Raw genomic sequence first — 22,023 nt, 5'->3', positions numbered from 1 at the left:
TTAAAAAACTAAGAAGCTAAATGCTTGGTTTACTTAAATTGCCTTATTGGATAAATCCTTAGAGGCAGGGGGTAAATATTCAGGTAGATAACCTCCAAGATATCGCTCAGTTAATCGAACGGCTTCCCGAATCATATGTTCAGGAATGGCCTCTTCTGTATTAAGCCGTAATCCATAAACGCGATCGGCGGCTTGCATGGCAATGCTGAATATATTCACATCCTGGGGCAGGGGTGGCAGGTCGAAGAACCGGCGGTAAACGGATTCGGCCACGTCTCCGAGCAGGAGATCATTGGATTCATCCAGGTTATAGACCGAGTGGAAAGCATGGTGTCCCAGAATCACCTTCCTGATGAAACAGTTTGAGTTGTAGTGATTGGCGAAGCCGATCTCTATCTGGTAGTTGATGTCTTTCCAGCTGCGGATCTTGTCCGGTTCAATGGCATCCAGCAAAACCTGTTTGAAGCCCTCGAGCTCCTCCTGGGTCATGCGGCACACCAGATCCTCCACATTGGGGTAGTGATGATAGACGCTGCTGGCCGCCATGGCGGCTTCCCGGGCGATGGCGTAGATCGACAAGTCCTTGATGTCTCCCTGGGCCGCCAGAGATTTGGTGGCCTTGTGGATCCGGGCCAGTTTCTCTTTTGCGCATTCGCGTGTCATGGTACTACTCCTGTGTTCCCTTGCCCTGCCTGGGCGTCATTGCCTGGGCGTCATTGCCTGGGGGCGCCGTCGTCAGCCTATGGCCGCGATATGAGTGCCCGACCTATGTTGCATAATCGCCTCCACCTTGGAAAGGGCCCCGATGTGACCTATGCCACCGGTTTGGAGTGCGAAGTTGCAGGCGGCGTCCACTTTAGGGGCCATGGAGCCCTTGGCAAACTCATACTGGCGAATCTCTTCGACGCTGATGTCGGTTAGGGGGCGGGCCATGGGCGTACCCCAGTCCAGCACCACATTCTCTGCGTCGGTAAGGATGATCAGGTGTTCTGCGTTGAGTTCCCGGGCCAGCAGGGCGGCGGCCAGATCCTTGTCAATCACCGCTTCAACGCCACTGATGCCCTGTTCGCCACGAACCACCGGGGCGCCGCCGCCACCACAGCAGATGACGGTTTCTCCCGCGTCCAGCAGGTTTCGTATTGCATCGATCTCTACGATCTTCATCGGCCTGGGTGAGGGCACCACCCGGCGCCAGTGGGGGCCGTCCGCCTTGACCGTCCAGCCGTAGGCGGACGCCATTCTGTCGGCCTCCTCCCGGGTGTAGATGGGGCCGATGAATTTGTCCGGGCTGCTGAAGGCGGGGTCCTGCTCGCTGACCTCGATCTGGGTCAGCAGAGTGGTGATCCGTGCCTCGGGCGCCTCTCGCTTGAGTCCCTGTGCCAGCATATAGCCGATCATCCCCTGAGACTCGGCACCCAGTACATCCAGGGGGTAGCTGGGGACCTCTGAGTAGGCCAGGTTCTGTAAGGCTAGCAGCCCAACCTGGGGGCCATTGCCATGAACAATCACCAGTCGGTAAGACTCACTGAGTCTGGCCAGCGCCGCCGTGGACTGGGCGATATTTAGACGTTGGTTGTCGCAGGTCATCGCCTGGCCCCGTTGCAACAGGGCATTGCCACCGACGGCGACCACCAGTATTGGTTTGGGCTCTGTCATTTCGAAATCCACTCTGTTGGTTGTTGACGATTTCAGGCTAACACCGGGCGAACAGGCGAAATTCAGATCAGAATCAATTATCGATTTTGAGTAGTGTGATCCATGCCCGTGTGTGATCTGCCTCACGGTTGTATGGTGGCTGAACCGGTTTTTCCCGATAATTGATTCTCACCAGATAATCCAATCCTGGGCTGAATAGACTCAAATACATGCGGGTTTTGCCGGTCGAGAAATAACGGTTTCTATCCACGGCAATCGCCGCGCATACAATATTTTTCCAACCTATAAAAGGTCATTCTTAGCCTAAAAAAGGTATATTTATGGATAATTTGCAGAAAGCAGGAAAAATGGGCGTCGGCAGCATAGCGCTATTTTCGCTGTGCGCCGTTATTGTTGTGGATACGCTAACCGCCTCGGCTTCCATTGGCGTTAGTTCCATTGGCTGGTGGTTATTAACCTTTGTGGTTTTCGTAATTCCCTACGGATTAATCACTTCGGAGTTAAGCACCACCTATCCCGGTGAGGGGGGGATCTACGACTGGGTGCTGAAGGCGTTCGGCAGTCGCTGGGCCGCCAGGACCACCTGGTACTACTGGATCAACGTCGGCTTGTGGATGCCGGCGGTGTACATCATGTTCGCCGGCATGTTTGCCGAACTGTTTGCCCCGGACCTGTCGCTGATGTGGCAGATCGTCATCTGCATCGTCCTCACCTGGTTGACGGTGTGGATCTGTAATCTCAGTGCCGACGTAGGGGTCTGGGTCACCAACATCGGCGCCGCCCTGAAGATCCTGGTGATCTGTGTCCTCGGCGTGGGCGGCTTCTGGTATGCCATGAACAATGGCATGGCCAACGAGTTCACCCTGTCCGCCATGATGCCCTCCCTGGACACTGGGCTGGCCTTCCTGCCCGCCCTGGTGTTCAACCTGATGGGCTTCGAACTGGTGGCCACCATGTATCGTGAAATGAAGGATGTGCGGGATATGCCCAAGGCGGTCTTCCTGGCCGCTGGCCTGACCGCCGCCCTCTATATCTTCGGCACCCTGGGGATCCTGATGGCCCTGCCCGTTGAGCAGGTGGGCCTGGTTGCCGGCATCACCGACACCCTCAAGACCCTGTTCGGCGACTCAGCCATGGGCCAGTTCATGGTGAAACTGGTGGGCGCCCTGGCGCTGTTGACCTTCGTGGGTAACATGGTCACCTGGACCATGGGCAGCTCCCGTGCCGCCGCCGAAGCGGCCAACGAAGGCGAACTGCCCCGGTCCCTGGGCAAGATTTCCGAGCGTTATCACACTCCGGTCGGCGCCAACACCGTTACCGGCATCGTTTCCACCATCGTTATTGTCATCTATGCCCTGTTTGCCGGCAATGCCGACGATCTGTTCTGGTCGGTATTTGCTTTCTCCTCCTGCATCTTCCTGCTGCCCTACCTGATGATGTTCCCTGCACACGTCAAGCTGCGGCTGATCGATCCCGATCAGGAGCGCCCCTTCAAGGTGGGCGGTGGCCTGAAGATGCAGTGGTTCTACACCATCGTCTGCTTCCTGGTGATCCTGCAGGCCGTGGTGCTGTTCATCTTCCCTGAACTGGCGGATCTGGCCGTGGACTGGAGCTACACAGGTCCGGTGCTGGCTGGGGTGATCGTCACCATCGCCATCGGTGAGGTCCTGGCCAGTCGCGCCATTGCCTCAAATCAGAATACTGCCGCCCAGGCTCAATAAGTTTCAGGGAGAGACCCACAATGACTCAAAGACTGAATAGCACCCCAAAACAAGATGGATACCGCATGCCCGCCGAGCATGAACCTCACGCGGCGGTGTGGATGGCCTGGCCCGAGCGCTGCGACAACTGGCGCAATGGCGCCAAGCCGGCTCAAAAGACCTTCGTCGAGGTGGCCAGGGCGATCGCCAAAACCACGCCGGTGACCATGGCGGTGAATGCCGAGCAGTATGACAACGCCCGCAGCCGTCTTCCGGAGGAGATCCAGGTGGTGGAGATGTCCACCAATGACAGCTGGATGAGGGACATCGGCCCCTCTTATGTGGTCGACGATGCCGGTCATCGCCACGGTGTGGACTGGCACTTCAACGCCTGGGGCGGCCTGATGGACGGCCTCTATTTCCCCTGGGACAAGGACGATCAGGTGGCGCGCAAGATGTGCGAGATCACCGGAGACGAGACCTATAGGGCACCTCTGGTGCTGGAGGGGGGCTCCATCCATGTGGATGGGGATGGCACCCTGTACACCACCGAGGAGTGTCTGCTGCACCCCAGCCGCAACCCGGACCTCTCCAAGGAGGAGATTGAACGGCAGCTGTGTGACCACTTGTCGGTGGAGAAGGTGGTGTGGCTGCCTCGGGGTCTCTACAACGACGAGACCAACGGTCACGTGGACAACATCATGCACGTGGTCAAACCCGGTGAGGTGGTGCTGACCTGGTGTGACGATCCGGCCGATCCCCAGTATGAGATCTCCCGTGAGGCCTTCGATGCCCTGAGCTCCGTCACCGATGCCCGGGGCCGGGCCATCAAGGTACACAAGATCCCGATGCCAGGTCCGCTGTTCATCAACGAGGAGGAGGCGCTCTCCATCGACTGCTCTGAGGGGATGGAGCGGGAGGCGGGTGAGCGGCTGGCGGCGTCTTATGCCAACTATCTGATCACCAATGGCCAGATTGTGCTGCCCCTGCTGGATGAGCGTTTCGATGCGGAAGTGGCAGAGATCATGAAGCGCCTCTACCCCGGCTATGACGTGTCCGGAGTAGACGCCAGGGAGATCCTCCTCGGCGGCGGCAACATCCACTGCATTACCCAGCAGGTTCCCCGGGTGTAACCGGGACCATCACGGCAGACAATACAAGGAAACGGTTATGAAAACTTCACTGAATACCCTGATGATGGCGCTGTTGGGCAGCGGCCTGATGTTGGCACCTGCGGCTCAGGCCGACTTGAGCGGCAACCTGGGAGTCACCAGCAACTACCTGTGGCGCGGTGTGTCCCAGAGCGATGACGCTCCGGCGATCTCCGGCGGCCTGGATTATGCCCATGACTCCGGCTTCTATGCGGGCACCTGGACCTCCAACGTGGATTTTGGTGATGACACCAGCTACGAGGTGGATCTCTACGGCGGTTACGCCGGCGAGGTGGGTGACCTGGGGTATGAGCTGGGTTACATCCACTACTTCTACCCCAATGCCGCCTTCGAGGGGGAGGACTATGACGCGGACTTCGGCGAGATCAATCTGGCGCTCTACTGGAACTGGTTAGGGATCTCCGCCGCTTATGGTCTGAACACCGGTGACGAGGCTGAGCTCTACGACAAGGCGCTCTACCTGGAAGCCACCGCCAGTTTCGAGCTGTCGGAGTCCCTGGGGCTTCAGTTGGCGGTGGGTCAGCAGAGCTTCGACATGGACGGGGCCGAGGATTACCTCAACTACAGCGTCAGCCTGACTAAGAGTACCGATCTCGGTGACGTCAGCTTCATGGTCAGCGACACCGATCTGGACGATGACGACCCGATGGTCAGCGTCAGCTGGGTGTACGGTTTCAGCCTCTAGGCTGCGGCACAGAACCACAAAGCAAGCAGCTGTCCTATGCAGCTGCTTTTTTTTTGGGGCCGCCGGCGGTTCCCGAAACACGAGAAGGAGAGTTCGGTGAAACTTCGACTTGGCTTTAAGCAGAAGCTCTTGTGTGCCACCTGGTTGCTGGTGGTGATGACCGTTGTGTTGAGCGGCTACATGGCTTACCGACAACAGGCGGCGGTGACCGACAGTCTGGTGGGAGACTGGATAGCGACCGGACTGGCGAAGGATGCCACCCTGGTTCAGTCCACTTTTGCTCAGAGAATGGCAGGATTGGAGCGATTCACTCAGGCTTACAGGGCCGAGCCGCTGCCGGGTGGCCGCGATCACCTGATAGGCTTGGCCCAGATGCTGGCAAATCTTACCGACCTCGACAGTGCCGTCATCGCACTGGACACTGGCGAGGCGTATTGGAATCAGGAGTCTGCAGAGTGGCCCGGGCATCAGTATGACGGCGATGTGCGCCAGTTGGCGTGGTATCAGTTCGCGCGACAGGCCAGGGTACCCAGCCTGAGTGATCCTTTTCAGGACGAGGGCGTGACCTACATCAGCGTGGTCCAGGCCATCAGCAATGGGGTCATAACCCTGGATTTCGACACCCACTTTATGCAGGCCATGGTGGCTCGGGTGACAGAGGACCGTCCCGGGATGATGGCCGCCATAGTGACCGACTCCGGCTACGTCTTGGCGTCTTCATTGCAGGGGCTGCCGGCGGACCGGCCGCTGTCGGAAGCCGCGCCGGCATTGAGGCGGTGGTTGTCTGATCTGGCTGAGGGAGAGCCGATGCACCGGCTCTCCTTTGACGGAGCTGAACGTTTGCTCGCGGGGCGTCGGCTGCAATTGGCCAATCAGAGTTATACCCTGGTTTTGGCCGTGGATCCGCAACGGATGTTTCACCACCTTCAGGCCTCGGAGCGCAATGCCATCCTGACCACTCTGGCAGTCACCCTGGCGGCGATGGGCTTCTATTTTCTGTTGTTGCAACTGACGTATCGCCCGGTGATTGGGCTTAAGGAGATGATCCTCAGCCTGGCGCAGGGGGAGGGGGATTTGACCCGGCGCCTGGAGGTGAAGGGTAATGATGACCTGGCGCAGATGGGACAGGGGATCAATGAGTTTATCGGTCAACTGCAACAGATGATGGCTGATGTGGCTGCGGTTGCTCACCGGCTGAAGGCACAGTCCGCCCAGCTGAGTGGTCACAGTCACCACAGCGCCGGGATCCTGGCCCGCCACGCGGCGGAAACCGATCAGGTGCTGGCGGCGGTAGAGCAGATGAGTGTGACTGCCGATAATGTGGCCCAGGATGCGGGAGAGACCGCTGGCTACACCAGGGAGGCGGATGATCAGGGACAGAGATGCTCCGGGATGACCACCGAAGCGTCCAGCTCGCTCAGGGGCCTGGTGGCTGAGGTAGAGCAAAGTGCCGCCTCGGTGCAGAGTATGACCGATGAAACCCGCAGCATTACCCAGGTGTTGACCGTCATCGGAGAGATTGCCGAGCAGACCAACCTGCTGGCACTGAATGCGGCCATCGAGGCTGCCCGGGCCGGAGAGCAGGGGCGGGGCTTTGCCGTGGTGGCCGACGAGGTCCGGGCCCTGGCCAGCCGCACCCAGAGCAGCACCTGCGAGATCGCCCAGGCTCTGGAGAGGCTAAGGGGCAATAATAGCCGGGTGGTGCAGGCCATTTGTGCCACCAAAGCCTCGGTAACCGCGGTGGCCGACAACGCCGGCTCCGTGGGCGAGGGCATAGACAGCCTGTCCCACCATCTGTCCCAGGTGACCGGGCTCAGTGCTCGCATCGCCACGGCGGCGGAGGAGCAGAGCAGTGTCACCCGGGAGATCAGTCGCAACATGACCGCCATCAGGGAGATGGTCACCGAACTGGGTCACAGTGGTGATGAGGTGGTGCAGCGCTCCCAAGAGGTTGACCAGGCGAGCCAAAGGCTGACCACCATGGTGGCCAGGTTCACCCTCTAGCCCAACTGCCCAAGCTCTCGCCAATGGGCAATCACCGCCTCGGCGATGGTCAGGCCCAGCTCCTGGGGGGGGTGGGCCAGCCTTGCCAGAGGGTAGTAACCCTCTTTGCCGGCGGCGGTGTAGCCGGTGGAGACCCCGTAGTAGAGGGCCTCGGGCTGGACCGGTTGCCATCGGCCTTCTCTGTCTATCTGCAGCTCGCGGATCCGCTCTCCCATGGGGGCGTCGGCCTGGTAATGGTAGCGAAGGCCGGCGGCATAGGGGTAGCTGCCGGTGCCGGTGCCTACCACGCCGTTGTTGGTGGCGTTATTGATGGCCGATTCCAGGGTGTCCGCCAGCTCCTGGCCGGAGAGGCGATAACGTTCGACGCCGATGGCGAAGGGGGCCAGGGTTCCGGCGATCCAGCCGGCGCTCACCTCTCCCTGGGGGATGGAGGCGCGGGTGCCGCCGGCATTGTGCAGGCCGAAGTCGGTCTCCAGCCCCAGCTGCCTGGCTTGCCAGCGCATCGCTTCTGCCAGCAGGGGCGCGACTTCGCTGCCCCCCCGGTCGTCGGGGATGCGGATATGGCGCAGATCTCGCCGGGTCTCGGCGATCTTCTGCTGTTCAAACTTCAGGATCTCAGGACGGTAGTGCTCCTCGATGAGTCGGTGAACCTTGGGATCCGGGGTGACCTGCCACAGGTTGTCCTGGGTCTCCAGGTAAGTCCAGGCCTGCTCCTCCTCCGGCGGTGACAGGGGCGTTAGCCCGCCAGAGTCCCGGCTGAGTGTGTGTCCCAACAGCAGCAGGTTACCCCCATCCACCCGATTGAGGCTGCCATCGGCATTGAGATCCAGCTTCAGCTGTCCCAGAAACAGGGCGTTGCAGCCGGCCTGGACTACGGCTGTCCCCTCGATGACCACGCCGTAGTGGTCCCGGCCTCCCAGCCCCAGGTTGTCGAAATGCCCCTGCAGGGTGTGGGTATGGCCGCCGATGATCGCCGCCACATGATCCAGCTGTTCCGCCATCATCAGGTCTCTGTCGTACCCCAGGTGGCTGAGCAGAATGATCTTGTTGATCCCCTCCCTGCGGATGGCGTTGACCGTGGCCCTGGCTGTGGTCAGGCAGTCGAGAAACAGGGTGTCCGGATCGGCGCAGGCCAGTTCCGACATGTTGTCTGGGGATAAGCCAAACAGAGCGACTGGCTCACCATCGAAGTGGCGCACCAGGTAGCGGCCATAGCCCGATTCATTATCGAAGTGGTACAGGCCCGGCTTGCCCCGCATCGGGTTGTCTTTGGATTGGTCTTCCTGGCTCAGGTCCATATTGGCACTGAGCATGGGAAACTGGATGCGATCGAGGAAGGTGGCCAGGGGCGGGTTGCCCAGATCAAACTCATGGTTTCCCAGGGCCATGGCATCCAGGTCCAGCTGGTTGTTGAGCACCGCATTCATCCGCCCCTTGAAGTGGGAAAAGTAGAGCGACCCCTGAAAGCAGTCACCGGCGTGCACCAGCAGGAGGTGGCGCCGTTCATCACGGGCGTCTGATTTGGCCCGGTCCACGGCGCTGCACAGGCGGGCATAGCCGCCACACTCGGCAAACAGCTCCCCCAGTCCCGGCAGCGTCAGCTTGAGCCGGCTGGCATCGAAGTGCGAGTGGGTGTCATTCAGGTGGGCCAGGGTCAGGTTCAGGGGGCGGTGTTCGGTCATCTTACTCTGTGGTGCGGGTAGTGAGGCCGACCAGTGTAGCACTTTCCACCGTGGCCATGATGACAGAAGCCAATTCATGCTGGTGTTGCTGCCCAGAGTACCTTTATAATGGCCGTCGACTTCGGGGGAGTAACCGCCCTGCAAAAGCAGGGGGCAACATCAACATCCTCGGCCATTCGGCTGTGGTGTTGCCGGCGGGGCTGTAAGCCTCAGCTTGGTGAGACTCGAACGCGCCATCTCCGCAGAGGGCAGGGGAGGGAGCGTTCGTGTTATCTGCCCTCTGAGTTGTATCTATGTCTTCATTACTGCTTCCCATTGTTGCCGTGCTTGGCGGCTTTCTGGTGCTGAGTGTCAGTGCCGACAGGTTGATTGCGTCTGCCGCAACCCTGGCGCGCCACTTTGGTCTCTCCATTGTATTTATCGGCATGACCATAGTGGCGTTCGGTACCTCGGCACCTGAGCTGCTGGTGAGTGCGGTGGCGGCGGCCAACGGCGCCGACGGCCTCTCTGTGGGCAATGCCATCGGGTCCAACATCATCAATACCGGCCTGGTGTTGGGGATCTGTGCCCTGGTGACACCACTGATGATCAGCCGACGCTTTCTCAAGCGGGAGTTTCCCATTCTGCTGCTGGTGATGACCTATGCCGCCCTGGTGCTGATGGGGGGAGAGTTGGGTTGGCCCCAGGGGCTGGCGTTGCTGGGGGCGATGATCGCGTATGGCGTCTACCTCGGGCGCAGTCACAACAGTGATGAGGAGCTGGAGGTGGAGTTTCTGCAGATTGGCCGGGGTCGCGCCATGGCAGAGACCGTGCTGATGCTGTTGCTGCTGCTCTCCAGCTCCCAGGTGATGGTGTGGGGCAGTGTCGAGCTGGCCCGGGCCTTCGGGGTCAGTGAACTGGTGATCGGCCTGACGGTGATCGCCTTCGGCACCAGTCTGCCGGAGCTGGCGGCGGCGGTGGCCGGCGTGCGCCGGGGCCTGTATGACATGACCCTGGCCACCGTGGTGGGTTCCAACATCTTCAACCTGCTTGGGGTGCTGGCGTTCCCCGGCCTGATAGGCGACGGCATGACCCTGCCTGAGCAGGTGCTGGCCAGAGATGTCCCGGCGATGTTTGCCCTGACCCTGATCCCAGGTCTGTTCTTCCTGTTGGCCCGTTATCGTCACGGCCGGGCGCCCTTTGTTCCCATGAACCGTCTGGCGGGGGCACTGCTGCTTCTGGGGTTCGCGGGCTACATGGGGCTGTTGACTCTGGAAGTGCTGTCACAAGCGTAAAAAAATCGATCAATTCAGTAAGTTGAAACTTGGTCAATAGATAAGCTGTGATATGCTCAGGGAAGGTGCAAGTATGCAGAATTCCAAGGGTAAGGAGCAGCTCTATGAGAGGGATCGCCTGGTTAGGTTTCGTGTCGTTGGCCCTGTTAGGAGGCTGTAATCAGGCCACCACGGCGCCCCCGCCGCCGCCGCCCAGCGTCACCACGACGACCGTGGCGCTTAAGCCGGTGACCTACAGCATGGAGTATGTCGGCCGGACCCAGGCCAGCGAGGATGTGAGCATCCAGGCCCAGGTCTCCGGACCCATGCTCAAACGCCACTTTATTGAGGGTGAGCATGTGGAGCAGGGAGCGCTGCTGTTTGAGATCGACCCGGCCCCCTACCAGGCGGAGCGCGCCCAGGTGGCCGCCGAGCTGGAGCGGGCCGTCGCCGCCCGGGATGTGGCGATCCTCAACTGGCGCCGGGGCAAGAAGTTGTTTCCCGACGGGATGATCTCCGCCACCGACATGGATTCTCTCACCGCCAACAAGCTGCAGACCGAAGCCCAGATGGTCCAGGCTCAGTCCGCCCTGGAGGCGGCTGAGCTCAAGCTATCCTACACCAAGGTGACCGCCCCCATTGCGGGCAAGATCTCCACCGCATTGATCTCTCAGGGGGATCTCATCAACCTGCAGCAGGATCTGGCGACCCTGGTCCAGGTCGACCCCATCCAGGTGACCTTCCAGGTGTCTGCCCGGGAGATGTCCAATGCCTACCGGGTGATCCAGGAGAACCCCAGTGCCCTGCCCAGGCTGGAAGATCTCATTCTTAATCTGAGGCTGCCCAATGGGGATGAATATGCCCATCAGGGTAAGGTGGATTACGTCTCCAACCGGGTGGACGCCGCCACCAGTACGGTGGAGCTGCGAGCCACCTTTCCCAACCCCGACGAGTTTGTCCTTCCCGGCACCTATGTCACCGTGGTGGTGAAGGCGCCGGAAACCGAGATGGCACTGCTGGTGCCCCAGGCCTCGGTGCAACAGGATCAGCAGGGGCGTTATGTGTTCGTGATCGGTGCCGAGAACAAGGTAGAGAAGCGGCTGGTGACCCTGGGTCAGCAGTTTGGTGTGGACTGGGAGGTCCGCGACGGCCTCAAGGATGGCGAACAAGTGGTGGTGGAAGGTTTGCAAAAGATCCGCCCCGGGGTGGAAGTGAAAGCCACCGAGCGCAGTGCCACCCCCTTTAACCAGGGTTAGGGGGCAGCATGATCAGTCGCTTTTTTGTCTTCAGGCCCAAGTTTGCCTTCGTTATCTCCATTGTCCTGACGTTGTCGGGACTGCTCTCCATTCCCCTGCTGCCGGTGGCGGAGTTTCCCGATGTGTCACCGCCGCAGATCAACGTCACCACCAGTTTCTCCGGCGCCAGCGCCGAGGTGGTCAAGGACACCGTGGCCCAGGTGATCGAAGCCGAGGTCAACGGGGTGGAGGACATGATCTACATGTCCTCCAAATCCGCCAACGACGGCAGCTACTCGCTGACGGTCACCTTCGAGGTGGGCACTGACGCGGACGCCGCTCAGGTGAACGTGCAGAACCGGGTGCAGCAGGCCTTGCCCAGGCTGCCGGAGACGGTGACCAAGCAGGGAGTTCGGGTGAAGAAACAGAGCCCCAACTTCCTGATGCTGGTGAACCTGGTGGCGCCTGAGGGCAGCCTGGACTCGCTGTTCCTCACCAACTACGCCACCCTGAACGTCAAGGATGTGCTGGCCCGACAGGGCGGGGTGTCCGAAGTACAGATCATCGGTGGCCTGGATTACGCCATGCGCATCTGGCTGGATCCGGACCGGATGGCCGCCCTGGCGATCACCGCCAGTGATGTGCAGGCGGCGCTGCAGGAGCAGAATATCCAGGTGCCGGCGGGGCGCATCGGCTCCGCGCCCATCTCCCCGGATCAGCAGTTTCAGCTGAGCCTGCAGACCCGGGGCCGGCTGGTCGAGGTGGAGGAGTTTGAGCAGGTGGTGCTGCGCTCCAACCCCGACGGCTCCAAGGTGGTGATTGGCGACATCGCCCGGGTGGAACTGGGCTCTCAGACCTATGACGCCCAGGGCCAGCTCAACAACGCCCCCAGTGCCATCATCGCCGTCTACCAGAGCCCGGATGCCAATGCCCTGGAGGTGGCCAAGTCGGTGCGTGAGCAGATGGCGCTGCTCCGCCAGAACTTCCCCCAGGACATGGAATACACCATCCTCTACGACACCACGGAGTTTGTGACCGTCTCCATCAAGGAGGTGGTGACCACCCTGTTTGTCTCCGTGGCCCTGGTGATCGCCGTGGTGTACCTGTTCCTGCAGGATTTCCGCGCCACCCTGGTGCCGGGGATCGCCATTCCGGTCTCACTGGTGGGCACATTTGTGTTCCTGCTGGTGGGGGGGATGACCATCAACACCATCTCCCTGTTTGCCCTGATCCTGGCCATCGGCATCGTGGTGGATGACGCCATCGTGGTGGTGGAGAACGTCAGTCGCATCATGGCGGAGGAGGGGCTGGACGCCAAGGCCGCCACCATCAAGGCGATGGAGGAGGTGACCGGTCCGGTGGTGGCCACCACCCTGGTACTGCTGGCGGTGTTTGCGCCGACGGCGGTGATGCCGGGGATCACCGGTCAGATGTATGCCCAGTTCTCGGTGACCATCTGTGTGGCGGTGTTGATCTCTTCGGTCAACGCCCTGACCCTGTCTCCGGCCATTTGTGCCTCGGTACTTAAGGCGCCACGGCCCAAGACCACCGGCCCCTTCGGGGCCTTCAACCGCAACTTCGATAAGCTGACTCTGGGGTATGGTGGCTGGGTGGGCGTGCTGATCCGGCGCAGTGGTCTGGCGATGCTGGCCTTTGTGGCCGCCATCGGTGCCACCGCCTGGCTGGGGAGCTCCCTGCCCACCGGCTTTGTGCCCGCCGAGGATAAGAAATCCTTCTTGGTGGACGTTCAGTTGCCCAACGGCGCCTCCCTCAACCGCACCGAGGCGGCGATGGCCCAGATGGTCGACCAGACTCTGGCGGTGCCCGGGGTCAACAGCGTCATTCATGCATCGGGGTTCTCGGTGCTTTCCGGTTCGGTCTCCTCCAACGGCGGCCTGCTGGTGGTGGTGCTGGATGACTGGGATGAGCGCCAGGCGCCGGAGCTGACCGACAAGGCGATCATGCGCCAATTGCAGGGGATCTACGCCCAAAACCCGCTGCTGCAGGCGATGGTGTTTGCCCTGCCGCCCCTGCCCGGGGTGGGGGCCGTCGGCGGCTTCGAGTTTGTGTTGCAGGACAACATGGGGCGCAGCGCCGCCGAACTGGCTCAGGTGATGCGCGGCCTGATCATCGAAGCCAATGGTCGTCCTGAGATTGCCATGGCATTCAGTAACTTCCGCGCCGATACCCCGCAGCTGTTTGTGGACGTGGACCGCAACCAGGCCAAGGCCCTGGGGATCCCCCTGACCGAGGTGTTCTCCACTTTGCAGACCCAGTTGGGTGGCAACTACGTCAACGACTTCAACCGCTTTGGCAAGGTGTTCCGGGTGATGCTGCAGGCGGAGGAGGAGTACCGCAACTCCGACCGGGATATTTCCCGCTTCTATGTGCGTACCGCCCAGGGAGAGATGGTGCCGCTGTCGACCCTGACCCGGGTGGAGCCAATCCTGGGGCCCGAAGTGGTCAACAACTACAACCTCTATGGTTCGGCGGTGATCAACGGCATTCCTGCCCCGGGTTACAGTTCCGGGCAAGCGGTGGCGGCCATGGAGCAGGTGGCGGCAGGCAACTTGCCGGCGGGCTACAGCTTCAGCTGGACCGGTCAGACCTACCAGGAGATCAAGGCGGGCAACCTGGCGCCGCTGATCTTCAGCCTGGCCCTGGTGTTCACCTATCTGTTCCTGGTGGCCCAGTATGAAAGCTGGACCATCCCCCTGGCGGTGATGCTGGCGGTGCCAGTGGCCGTGCTGGGGGCCTTCCTCCATGTGTGGCTGGCGGGCTCTGAGGTGAATCTCTACACCCAGATCGGCCTGGTACTGCTGATTGGCCTGGCATCGAAGAACGCCATCCTCATTGTGGAGTTCGCCAAACAGCAGCGGGAGAGCGGTGTGGGCGTCGTGGACTCGGCGGTCATCGCGGCCAAGTTGCGCTTCAGGGCGGTGCTGATGACCGCGTTCTCCTTTATCCTCGGCGTGCTACCCCTGGTGGTGGCCACGGGCGCGGGGGCAGAGAGTCGCAACAGCTTGGGTTATGCGGTGTTTGGTGGCATGGTGATGGCCGGAGTGGTGGGCACCCTGCTGGTGCCGGTGTTCTATTACCTGCTGCAGAGCATGCGCGAAAAAGTAAAAGGGCAGCCAGATTAACCATCGTTGCTGCTTAAAGCTGGGGGCTTCGGCCCCCTTTTTTTATGCGCAGACGGCGGCCAAATCCCAATATTGCCCCTCATCGGAGCGCAAATTGGTGTGGAAGGCTGAAGCCGGTGAAGCAGGCTGGATTGCGCAGCAAATCATCCTGTTGTCGTCAAACCCGTGATCCAACGCACGTTATCTTCCATCATCCCCCTTCAGAAAAGATGAGAAAAGCCGGCGTCTGGCCCCTTGCCTCTTTCCAGCGCCTGTGTTGGTGATTCCCGGTGGGGACAGATCAAAAACTAGGTAAAACAGCTTTATACCGAAATATTCGCCATTACCAAGCTGTGGGGAATCAATATCTGGCTATCGCCTTACTTGTGATAATAAGTGAATAAAGGCGAATAAATACCCTGCCGAAAAAACAAATGTAGGAAAATAACCACAATATTAGACTAAAGGCGTAGAATTCGATCGGCAAATTTCAGTCGAATGATTAAAACTGCCGTTTAAAGCATTTGTTCTAATTAAATTGTCTATATAATCAACAGGTTAATATATTTCTGCAAAATAATTACTTTTTGGCTGTTGATCTTGAAATCCCTCTGTAGCAGGTTAATTAGACAGCCTTTAGGGCATATCTTGACCGAAAGTGGTCTAAGCTTGCTTCAAAGCAAAGTGGTTTTCTAGTTACAAATGAAAGTTGCACTGGAGGTGCGCCATATGAGCCAGGTTACGGAGTTAGCTCAGGGGTTAAAGATTATCGGTCCTCACAAGCCGGAATACGACACGATCCTAAGTGAGGATGCACTGGCGTTTCTGGCGGATCTGGCCGGGCGCTTTGCGCCGGCTGTAAAGCAGCTGCTGGCGGGACGAGAGGCGCGCCAGGCGATGGTGGATGCGGGTCAATTGCCCGACTTCCTGCCTGAGACCAAGGACATTCGTGACGGTGACTGGAAGATCCTGGGGATCCCTGAGGATCTGCGGGATCGCCGCGTCGAGATCACCGGCCCGGTAGAGCGTAAGATGGTGATCAACGCCCTGAATGCCCGGGTTAAGGTGTTCATGGCCGACTTCGAGGACTCCCTGGCACCGGCCTGGGATAAGGTGATCGAAGGTCAGCAGAATCTGAAAGACGCGGTGGAAGGCACCATCGAGTACACCAATCCCGCCAACGGCAAACACTACCAGCTGGATGAGGATCCGGCGGTACTGATTGCCCGGGTTCGTGGCCTGCACCTGAAGGACAACCACGTGCTGTTCAACGGGGAGACCATTCCCGGTGCCCTGATGGACTTTGCGCTCTACTTCTACCACAACTACCGCACCCTGCTGAAGAAGGGCTCCGGCCCCTACTTCTACATCCCCAAGTTGCAGAGCCACCTGGAAGCACGCTGGTGGGCCCAGGTGTTTGCCTACACCGAAGAGAAGTTCTGTCTGCAGCCCGGCACCATCAAGGTGACCTGCCTGATTGAGACTCTGCCTGCGGTGTTCGAGATGGATGAGATCCTCTACGAGCTGCGCAACAACATTGTCGGACTGAATTGCGGTCGCTGGGATTACATCTTCAGTTACATCAAGACGCTGCGCAGCTATCCCGACCGGGTGCTGCCAGATCGCCAGCAGGTGACCATGGACAAGCCCTTCCTGTCCGCCTATTCACGACTGCTGATCAAGACCTGCCACAAGCGCGGCGCCCTGGCCATGGGTGGCATGGCGGCCTTCATTCCCGCCAAGGACCCCGCCAAACAGGAGCAGGTGCTGGCCAAGGTGAACCAGGACAAGGAGCTGGAAGCCCGCAACGGTCACGATGGCACCTGGGTGGCGCACCCTGGGCTGGCGGACACCGCCATGGCGGTGTTCAACGATCACATCGGTCCGGACATGGACAACCAGCTGCACATCACCCGGGATGTGGATGCCCCGATCACCGCCCGTGAACTGCTGATGCCCTGCGAGGGTGAGGCCACCGAGGCGGGCATGCGTGCCAACATCCGCATCGCGGTGCAGTACATCGAGGCCTGGATCACCGGCAACGGTTGTGTGCCCATCTATGGATTGATGGAAGACGCCGCCACCGCCGAGATCTCCCGCTCCTCCATCTGGCAGTGGATCAAGCATGGCAAGCACCTGAGCAATGGCCAGCTGGTAACCGCCGATCTGTTCCGCTCCATGCTGAAACAGGAGCTCAAGGTGGTACGGGACGAACTGGGGGATGAGCGCTTTAACGGCGGCGCCTTCGACCGGGCTGCCGAACTGTTCGAGCAGTTGACCACAGCCGATGAGCTGGCAGAGTTCCTGACCCTGTCCGGCTACCAGATTTTGACCCAAGAAACGGTTTCTTAAGGATTTGCAATTTCAAGGAGTAACACTATGTCCACCTACAAGTCAGACATCGACAACGCAGCCACTTTGATTGGGTCTCAGGGCAGTGCCTGGAACGCCATCAATCCGGAGTTCGCCGCCCGGATGAAGGCACAGAACAAGTTTAAGACCGGCCTGGATATCGCTCGCTACACCGCCAAGATCATGCGTGCCGACATGGAGCGCTACGATAACGATCCCTCCCAGTACACTCAGTCTCTGGGGTGCTGGCATGGTTTCATCGGTCAGCAGAAGATGATCTCCATTAAGAAGCACTTCAACAGCACCGACCGTCGCTACCTGTACCTGTCCGGCTGGATGGTGGCGGCCCTGCGTTCCGACTTCGGCCCTCTGCCGGATCAGTCCATGCATGAGAAGACCTCGGTGGCCGGTCTGATTGAGGAGCTGTACACCTTCCTGCGCCAGGCCGATGCCCGTGAGCTGGGTGGCCTGTTCCGTGCCCTGGACGCGGCCCGAGAGGCCGGTGACAGCGCCAAGGAAGCGGAGATCCAGAGCCAGATCGACAACCATCAGACCCACATCGTGCCCATCGTGGCGGACATCGATGCCGGTTTCGGTAACGAGGAGGCCACCTATCTGCTGGCCAAGAAGATGATTGAAGCCGGTGCCTGCTGCATCCAGATTGAGAACCAGGTGTCCGACGAGAAGCAGTGTGGCCACCAGGATGGCAAGGTGACCGTGCCCCATGAGGACTTCCTGGCCAAGATCCGCGCCGTCCGTTACGCCTTCCTGGAGCTGGGGGTGGATGACGGGGTTATCGTTGCCCGTACCGACTCTCTGGGTGCCGGCCTGACCAAGCAGATCGCCATCACCGAAGAACCCGGTGACCTGGGTGATCAGTACAACAGCTTCCTGGACGGAGAGTACATCGACAGCGCCGATGACATCGCCAACGGTGACCTGGTGATCAAGGCCAATGGCAAGCTGCTCAAGCCCAAGCGCCTGCGCTCCAACCTGTTCCAGTTCCGTAAGGGCACAGGTGAGGACCGGGTGGTTCTGGACTGCATCACCTCACTGCAGAACGGTGCCGACCTGCTGTGGATCGAGACCGAGAAGCCTCACGTTGGCCAGATTGCCGCTATGGTAAACCGCATCCGCGAAGTGGTGCCCAACGCCAAGCTGGTCTACAACAACAGCCCCTCCTTTAACTGGACCCTGAACTTCCGCCAGCAGGTGTTTGATGCCTGGAGCGAAGCGGGTAAGGATGTGTCTGCTTTCGACCGTGCCAACCTGATGAGCGAAGAGTACGACGACACCGAACTGGCCCAGGAAGCGGATGCCAAGATTCGCACCTTCCAGGCGGACGCCGCCCGTGAAGCGGGGATCTTCCACCATCTGATCACCCTGCCCACCTACCACACCGCGGCCCTGTCCACCGACAACCTGGCCAAGGAGTACTTCGGTGAGCAAGGGATGCTGGGCTACGTGAAGAACGTCCAGCGTCAGGAAATTCGCCAGGGCATCGCCTGTGTGAGGCACCAGAACATGGCCGGCTCCGACATGGGTGACGATCACAAGGAGTACTTCTCCGGTGACGCGGCCCTGAAAGCCGCCGGCAAAGACAACACCATGAACCAGTTCGGTTAGTGGTGTGGCGCTGGCCTCCCTCGGCCATCGCCGTGACCGGCTTCGAGCAGTTGGAGGCCGGTGCTCCATCCACCGCCATGCAGTAGGGCGGTGGGTTGACGGAGTGGAGTGACTCCCAGCCGTCAGCCATGGGGTACCCCGAGTACCCCAATCCTTCCAATTTAGCTACGTTGCTTGTGCTTAGGGGAGTGGATCTTGCGGCCACTCCCCCTTTTTCGTCCCGCTTTTAGCCTCGGTTGTCACTCTTTAGCGCCGCCACTATGGCGGAGCGGCTGAGCTGATGGATGTGCAGGGCCATCTCATCGTTGCTGTAATTCTGCTTTCCCGAGAGCCACTGGGTCAGCATCCAGGCGTAGGAGCCGGCGATGGAGTGGGCCAGCAGCGGCAGGGGCAGGGTCAGCTGCTGGTCGGCGAAGCAGTGGCCGAGGTTCTCTTCCACCAGGGTGGTGAGCAGCTCGCGGGTGTGACGGGAGACATAGCCGGTGTCCGTCCCCAGCCGGTAGGCCACCGCCCGGCGCAGGCAATGACGACTCTGGTACTGTGCCAGGAAGCGCTCCAGTGACGGGGGCGGGGTCTCAGCCAGCCACTGTTCGCTGCTCTGCAGATCGGCGAACAGATCCTGGAAGATGCTGCGATGCAGCCCCACCAGCAGATCCGCCTTGCTCTTGAAGTGGCGATAGAAGGTGCTGCGCCCCACATCCGCCGCCTCGGCGATCTCCGCCACCCCCAGTTCATGATAGTGTCGCTGGCCAATCAGTCCGGTGAAGGCGTTGATCAGCCGGGTCACGGTGCGGTTTTTCTGGCGCTGGCCTGCTTGCATGGCGTACTCCGGTGGGACAGATGGGTCCCTCTGTCTCAGTTGGGACTGAGGGGCCCCCATTGTCCTTAGGTGAGGGGCAGGGAGCAAATTAGACTGTCCGGGTTGGGATCGCGGTCATTTTCTCAGGAAAGAGGCAAAAAAAGTGACCACAGGACAATTGGATAGAACATTGTGACCATTACCGAACTCCTCTCCTTGGCTCTGTTTGCCGCCCTGGGCGCCTGGCTGCTGCTGAGCCGTTGGCCCAAGATGGGCTGGTTTCCCGCCGCCGCCCTGGCGTTGACCGCCTGGGTTCTCTCCCTGGCACCCCTGGTGTGGGGGGCTTTTTTGTTGCTGGCGGCACTGATGGTGCTGACTTCGGCCCTGGTGACCCTGCCGCCTCCGGCCCTGAAAAGGGTGGATCAGTGGCGCGGTTACGCCCAGGCGGCTTGTGCCCTCTCCTTTGGCGCCATCGCCGTCCAGTACGCCCTGCATGTGATGCAGCTGTGGGACGGCATCCCCTGGATCGCCCGGCCGGATCTGGTGGATGGCTTTTTGCCCATCGCCGCCGGAATCCAGCTGCAGGCCTGGCTGGTCGAAGGCTACTGGGACGGCCATCACCCCGCCGGGGTGATCCTGCTGCTGCTGACCCTGCTGGTGAGCCTTGGGGTCAAGCGTGCCTTCTGTGGCTGGATCTGTCCTCTGGGGTGGGTAGGGGAGCGACTCTACCAGTTCCGTCTGAAATTCTGGCCCGCCAAGCTGACGCCGCCCGCCTGGCTGGATTGGCCGCTGCGCTCGCTGAAATACATCTTGCTCGGTGGCATCATTGCCATCGTCCTCAGTCTGGGGGGCCAGGGATCCGTCGGCTTCCTCAATGGCCGGTATCATCAGGCGGCGGATCTGAAGATGTGGTACCTGTTTGCCAGCCCGACCCTGGTGACCGCCCTGTGTGTGGTGCTGGTGGTGGCGGTGATGGCCCTGCGCCGGGGTGCCCTGTGCCGTTACCTCTGCCCCTACGGTGCCTGGCTGGCCATCGGTGGCCTGCTGAGTCCCTTCAAGGTGCGTCGTAACCCACAGCGTTGCCTCAAGGAGGCCAAGGGGATGGCCTGCGACAAGTGCACCCGAGCCTGTCCGGCGGGAATTCCGGTGGACAGACGGGGCACGGTTCACAGCGATGAGTGCAACAGTTGTCAGCGCTGTGTCAGCGCCTGTCCGGTGAAGGGGGCGGTGACCGTTAGCCTGCCCGGTCATAGGTTACCTTTGTCGCCCCTGGCCCTGGTGCTGTGGCTGATGCTGGTGATGCTGGTGTTGCCCTTCCTGCTCCATGGGGCGGACCTGTGGCAGAGCAGCACCGACCCCGAGTTTCGTAGTGTGTTGTTGAACAACCTGGGTTTCCTGGGGCATTAACAAGAAAAAAGGTGCCCTCGGGGCACCTTTTTCTATTTGAGCCTGGCGCGTCAGCGCTCCAGGCAAGGCTTCAGCCATTTGGCGCGCAGCCCCTGCCACCACCAGACGCCGAGGAAGATCAGGGCGCCGTAGACCATGGCCCCGCCCAGAGACCAGGCGAACAGCAGGCAGGCGATGCTGCCGCTGGCGGCCTTGAGACGGAAGCGGCCGGGCAACAGACGCCAGGCGGCCAGCATGGAGAGCAGGTAGATCACCACGAATACCCCATTGACCGCTTCCAGCAGGGTTTCAAAGCCCCAGCCAAAACCGTGGGCCAATACCAGAGAACCGGCCACTACCGACAGCAGCACCCCAAGCCCCAGGGCGGGCACCCGATGGCGATTGAGTCTGGCGAACAGCGGCGGCAGCTGCTTCTCCTGGGCCAGGCTCCAGCCCAGGCGGGACATGCCTGCCAGATAGGTATTGACCGTGGCGATGCCGGCGGCGGTGCCCAGCACTCCGACCACCAGCTCACCGCCGCCGCCCAGCACATGGTTGAACAGGCGCACCATGGCCAGGCCTTCCCCGGCGGGGAGCGATTGAATCAGGGCGGTGCAGAGCAGGTAGATGGCGGCCACCAGCAGGGTGGCGATCACCATGGCCGGCACAAAGTCCCGCTCTGGGCGCTTAAATTCGGCGGACAGATGGCTGACCACCTCCACGCCCAGGTAGGCCCACAGCGCCAGGGCAAAGGCGCCCCAGACGCCCGGGGTAAATTGGGGCAGCTCCCCGCTGGGCAGGGACAGGCCGCCACTGACCCCCAGTACCACCGCCAGGATCGCCAGGGTCAGCCCCAGTTGCAGGGAGCTGGAGAGCTGCATGCCGCGCACATTGATCAGCCACAGCCCGGCCAGCATCCCCAACTGGGCCAGCAGCAGGGCACTGCCTTCCAGGTGCACCAGCGGGCGGATAAACTCGAAGGTCATCATGATCGCCGCCGGGGTGCCGATGGGGGCGGCCATCAGGAACAGCATACCCACACTGGTGCCCAGGCGGCGACCGAACGCCAGCTGGACGAAGTGGGAGGGGCCGCCGGCGTTGGGGAAGCGTTTGCCCAGTTCGGCGAAGATCAGCGCCAGGGGCAGGATGGCGCCCACCAGCAGCATCCAGGCCCACATGGCGCCCTCTCCCGCCATTTTGACGGTGAGCTCCGGCAGGATGAATACGCTGGTGCCCAGCAGGGAGGTGGTGATCAGTCCCACCCCCTGCCAGCGCCCTATGGTGCCTTTCAATTCGGTCATGACTGGTTCTGGTGTTAAGGGATAATAGAGGCAAGTGTACGCCGAATTTT

The 22,023-nt window shown here is 60.7% G+C and carries 15 protein-coding genes and 1 riboswitch; of the genes, 10 read left to right on the top strand and 5 right to left on the bottom strand.

Annotation, left to right across the window (positions count from 1 at the left end):
• Nucleotides 1-33 precede the first annotated feature (33 nt).
• Together G505_RS0106105 and arcC are read right to left on the bottom strand one after the other, a co-directional pair.
• Nucleotides 34-663 (bottom strand): TetR family transcriptional regulator, encoded by a 630-nt coding sequence (locus G505_RS0106105; RefSeq protein WP_028108768.1) that lies wholly within the window; start codon nt 661-663, stop codon nt 34-36.
• Nucleotides 664-735: 72 nt separating this feature from the next.
• Entirely contained in the window at nt 736-1,656 is a 921-nt protein-coding gene (gene arcC, locus G505_RS0106100; protein ID WP_028108767.1) for a carbamate kinase, read from the bottom strand.
• 320 nt (nt 1,657-1,976) lie between these two features.
• On the opposite strand from arcC, the gene G505_RS0106095 reads away from it, so the two are divergent.
• From G505_RS0106095 to G505_RS0106080, 4 genes are all read left to right on the top strand, one after another.
• Entirely contained in the window at nt 1,977-3,377 is a 1,401-nt protein-coding gene (locus G505_RS0106095; RefSeq protein WP_028108766.1) for an amino acid permease, read from the top strand.
• A 20-nt stretch (nt 3,378-3,397) separates the two neighbouring features.
• Nucleotides 3,398-4,489, top strand: a complete 1,092-nt coding sequence (gene aguA, locus G505_RS0106090; RefSeq protein WP_028108765.1) for an agmatine deiminase — start codon at nt 3,398-3,400, stop codon at nt 4,487-4,489.
• A 37-nt stretch (nt 4,490-4,526) separates the two neighbouring features.
• Entirely contained in the window at nt 4,527-5,213 is a 687-nt protein-coding gene (locus G505_RS0106085) for a TorF family putative porin (RefSeq protein ID WP_028108764.1), read from the top strand.
• Nucleotides 5,214-5,309: 96 nt separating this feature from the next.
• Complete coding sequence (locus G505_RS0106080; protein ID WP_028108763.1) at nt 5,310-7,217, top strand: methyl-accepting chemotaxis protein; 1,908 nt, start codon at nt 5,310-5,312, stop codon at nt 7,215-7,217.
• Here G505_RS0106080 and G505_RS20740 read toward each other — a convergent pair.
• The gene (locus tag G505_RS20740) at nt 7,214-8,899 is read right to left on the bottom strand and encodes a bifunctional metallophosphatase/5'-nucleotidase (protein WP_051215933.1); all 1,686 of its coding nucleotides are present in this window, start codon (nt 8,897-8,899) and stop codon (nt 7,214-7,216) included. The two genes, G505_RS0106080 and G505_RS20740, sit on opposite strands and share 4 nt — an antisense overlap.
• A 119-nt stretch (nt 8,900-9,018) precedes the next feature.
• Nucleotides 9,019-9,186: riboswitch (yybP-ykoY riboswitch) on the top strand.
• Nucleotides 9,187-9,192: 6 nt separating this feature from the next.
• Here G505_RS20740 and G505_RS0106070 point away from each other — a divergent pair.
• The 5 genes from G505_RS0106070 (at nt 9,193) to G505_RS0106050 (ending at nt 18,487) form a co-directional block, all read left to right on the top strand.
• Nucleotides 9,193-10,173 carry a calcium/sodium antiporter gene (locus tag G505_RS0106070; RefSeq protein WP_028108762.1) on the top strand — a complete coding sequence of 327 codons (981 nt, stop codon included), beginning with the start codon at nt 9,193-9,195 and terminating at the stop codon, nt 10,171-10,173.
• A gap of 104 nt (nt 10,174-10,277) precedes the next feature.
• Nucleotides 10,278-11,408, top strand: coding sequence for an efflux RND transporter periplasmic adaptor subunit (locus tag G505_RS0106065; RefSeq protein WP_028108761.1), 1,131 nt, complete (start codon nt 10,278-10,280; stop codon nt 11,406-11,408).
• An 8-nt stretch (nt 11,409-11,416) separates the two neighbouring features.
• Nucleotides 11,417-14,530, top strand: coding sequence for an efflux RND transporter permease subunit (locus G505_RS0106060; protein ID WP_028108760.1), 3,114 nt, complete (start codon nt 11,417-11,419; stop codon nt 14,528-14,530).
• 708 nt (nt 14,531-15,238) lie between these two features.
• Nucleotides 15,239-16,861 carry a malate synthase A gene (gene aceB, locus G505_RS0106055; protein WP_028108759.1) on the top strand — a complete coding sequence of 541 codons (1,623 nt, stop codon included), beginning with the start codon at nt 15,239-15,241 and terminating at the stop codon, nt 16,859-16,861.
• A 27-nt stretch (nt 16,862-16,888) separates the two neighbouring features.
• The gene (locus tag G505_RS0106050; protein ID WP_028108758.1) at nt 16,889-18,487 is read left to right on the top strand and encodes an isocitrate lyase; all 1,599 of its coding nucleotides are present in this window, start codon (nt 16,889-16,891) and stop codon (nt 18,485-18,487) included.
• 226 nt (nt 18,488-18,713) lie between these two features.
• Here G505_RS0106050 and G505_RS22350 read toward each other — a convergent pair whose 3' ends face one another.
• Nucleotides 18,714-19,307 (bottom strand): TetR/AcrR family transcriptional regulator, encoded by a 594-nt coding sequence (locus G505_RS22350; RefSeq protein WP_028108757.1) that lies wholly within the window; start codon nt 19,305-19,307, stop codon nt 18,714-18,716.
• Between the two features lie 171 nt (nt 19,308-19,478).
• Between G505_RS22350 and G505_RS0106035 the strand changes: the two genes are divergently transcribed.
• Complete coding sequence (locus G505_RS0106035) at nt 19,479-20,693, top strand: 4Fe-4S binding protein (RefSeq protein WP_028108756.1); 1,215 nt, start codon at nt 19,479-19,481, stop codon at nt 20,691-20,693.
• Nucleotides 20,694-20,743: 50 nt separating this feature from the next.
• Here the strand turns inward: G505_RS0106035 and yjeH are convergent, their stop codons facing one another.
• Entirely contained in the window at nt 20,744-21,973 is a 1,230-nt protein-coding gene (gene yjeH / locus G505_RS0106030) for an L-methionine/branched-chain amino acid transporter (protein ID WP_028108755.1), read from the bottom strand.
• Nucleotides 21,974-22,023: the final 50 nt, after the last annotated feature.

This window comes from Ferrimonas futtsuensis DSM 18154, assembly GCF_000422645.1.
GTDB classification, from domain to species: Bacteria; Pseudomonadota; Gammaproteobacteria; order Enterobacterales; family Shewanellaceae; genus Ferrimonas; species Ferrimonas futtsuensis.
The sequence above is the reverse complement of the archived record's forward strand: the minus strand, read 5'-3'. Positions and strand labels throughout refer to the sequence as shown.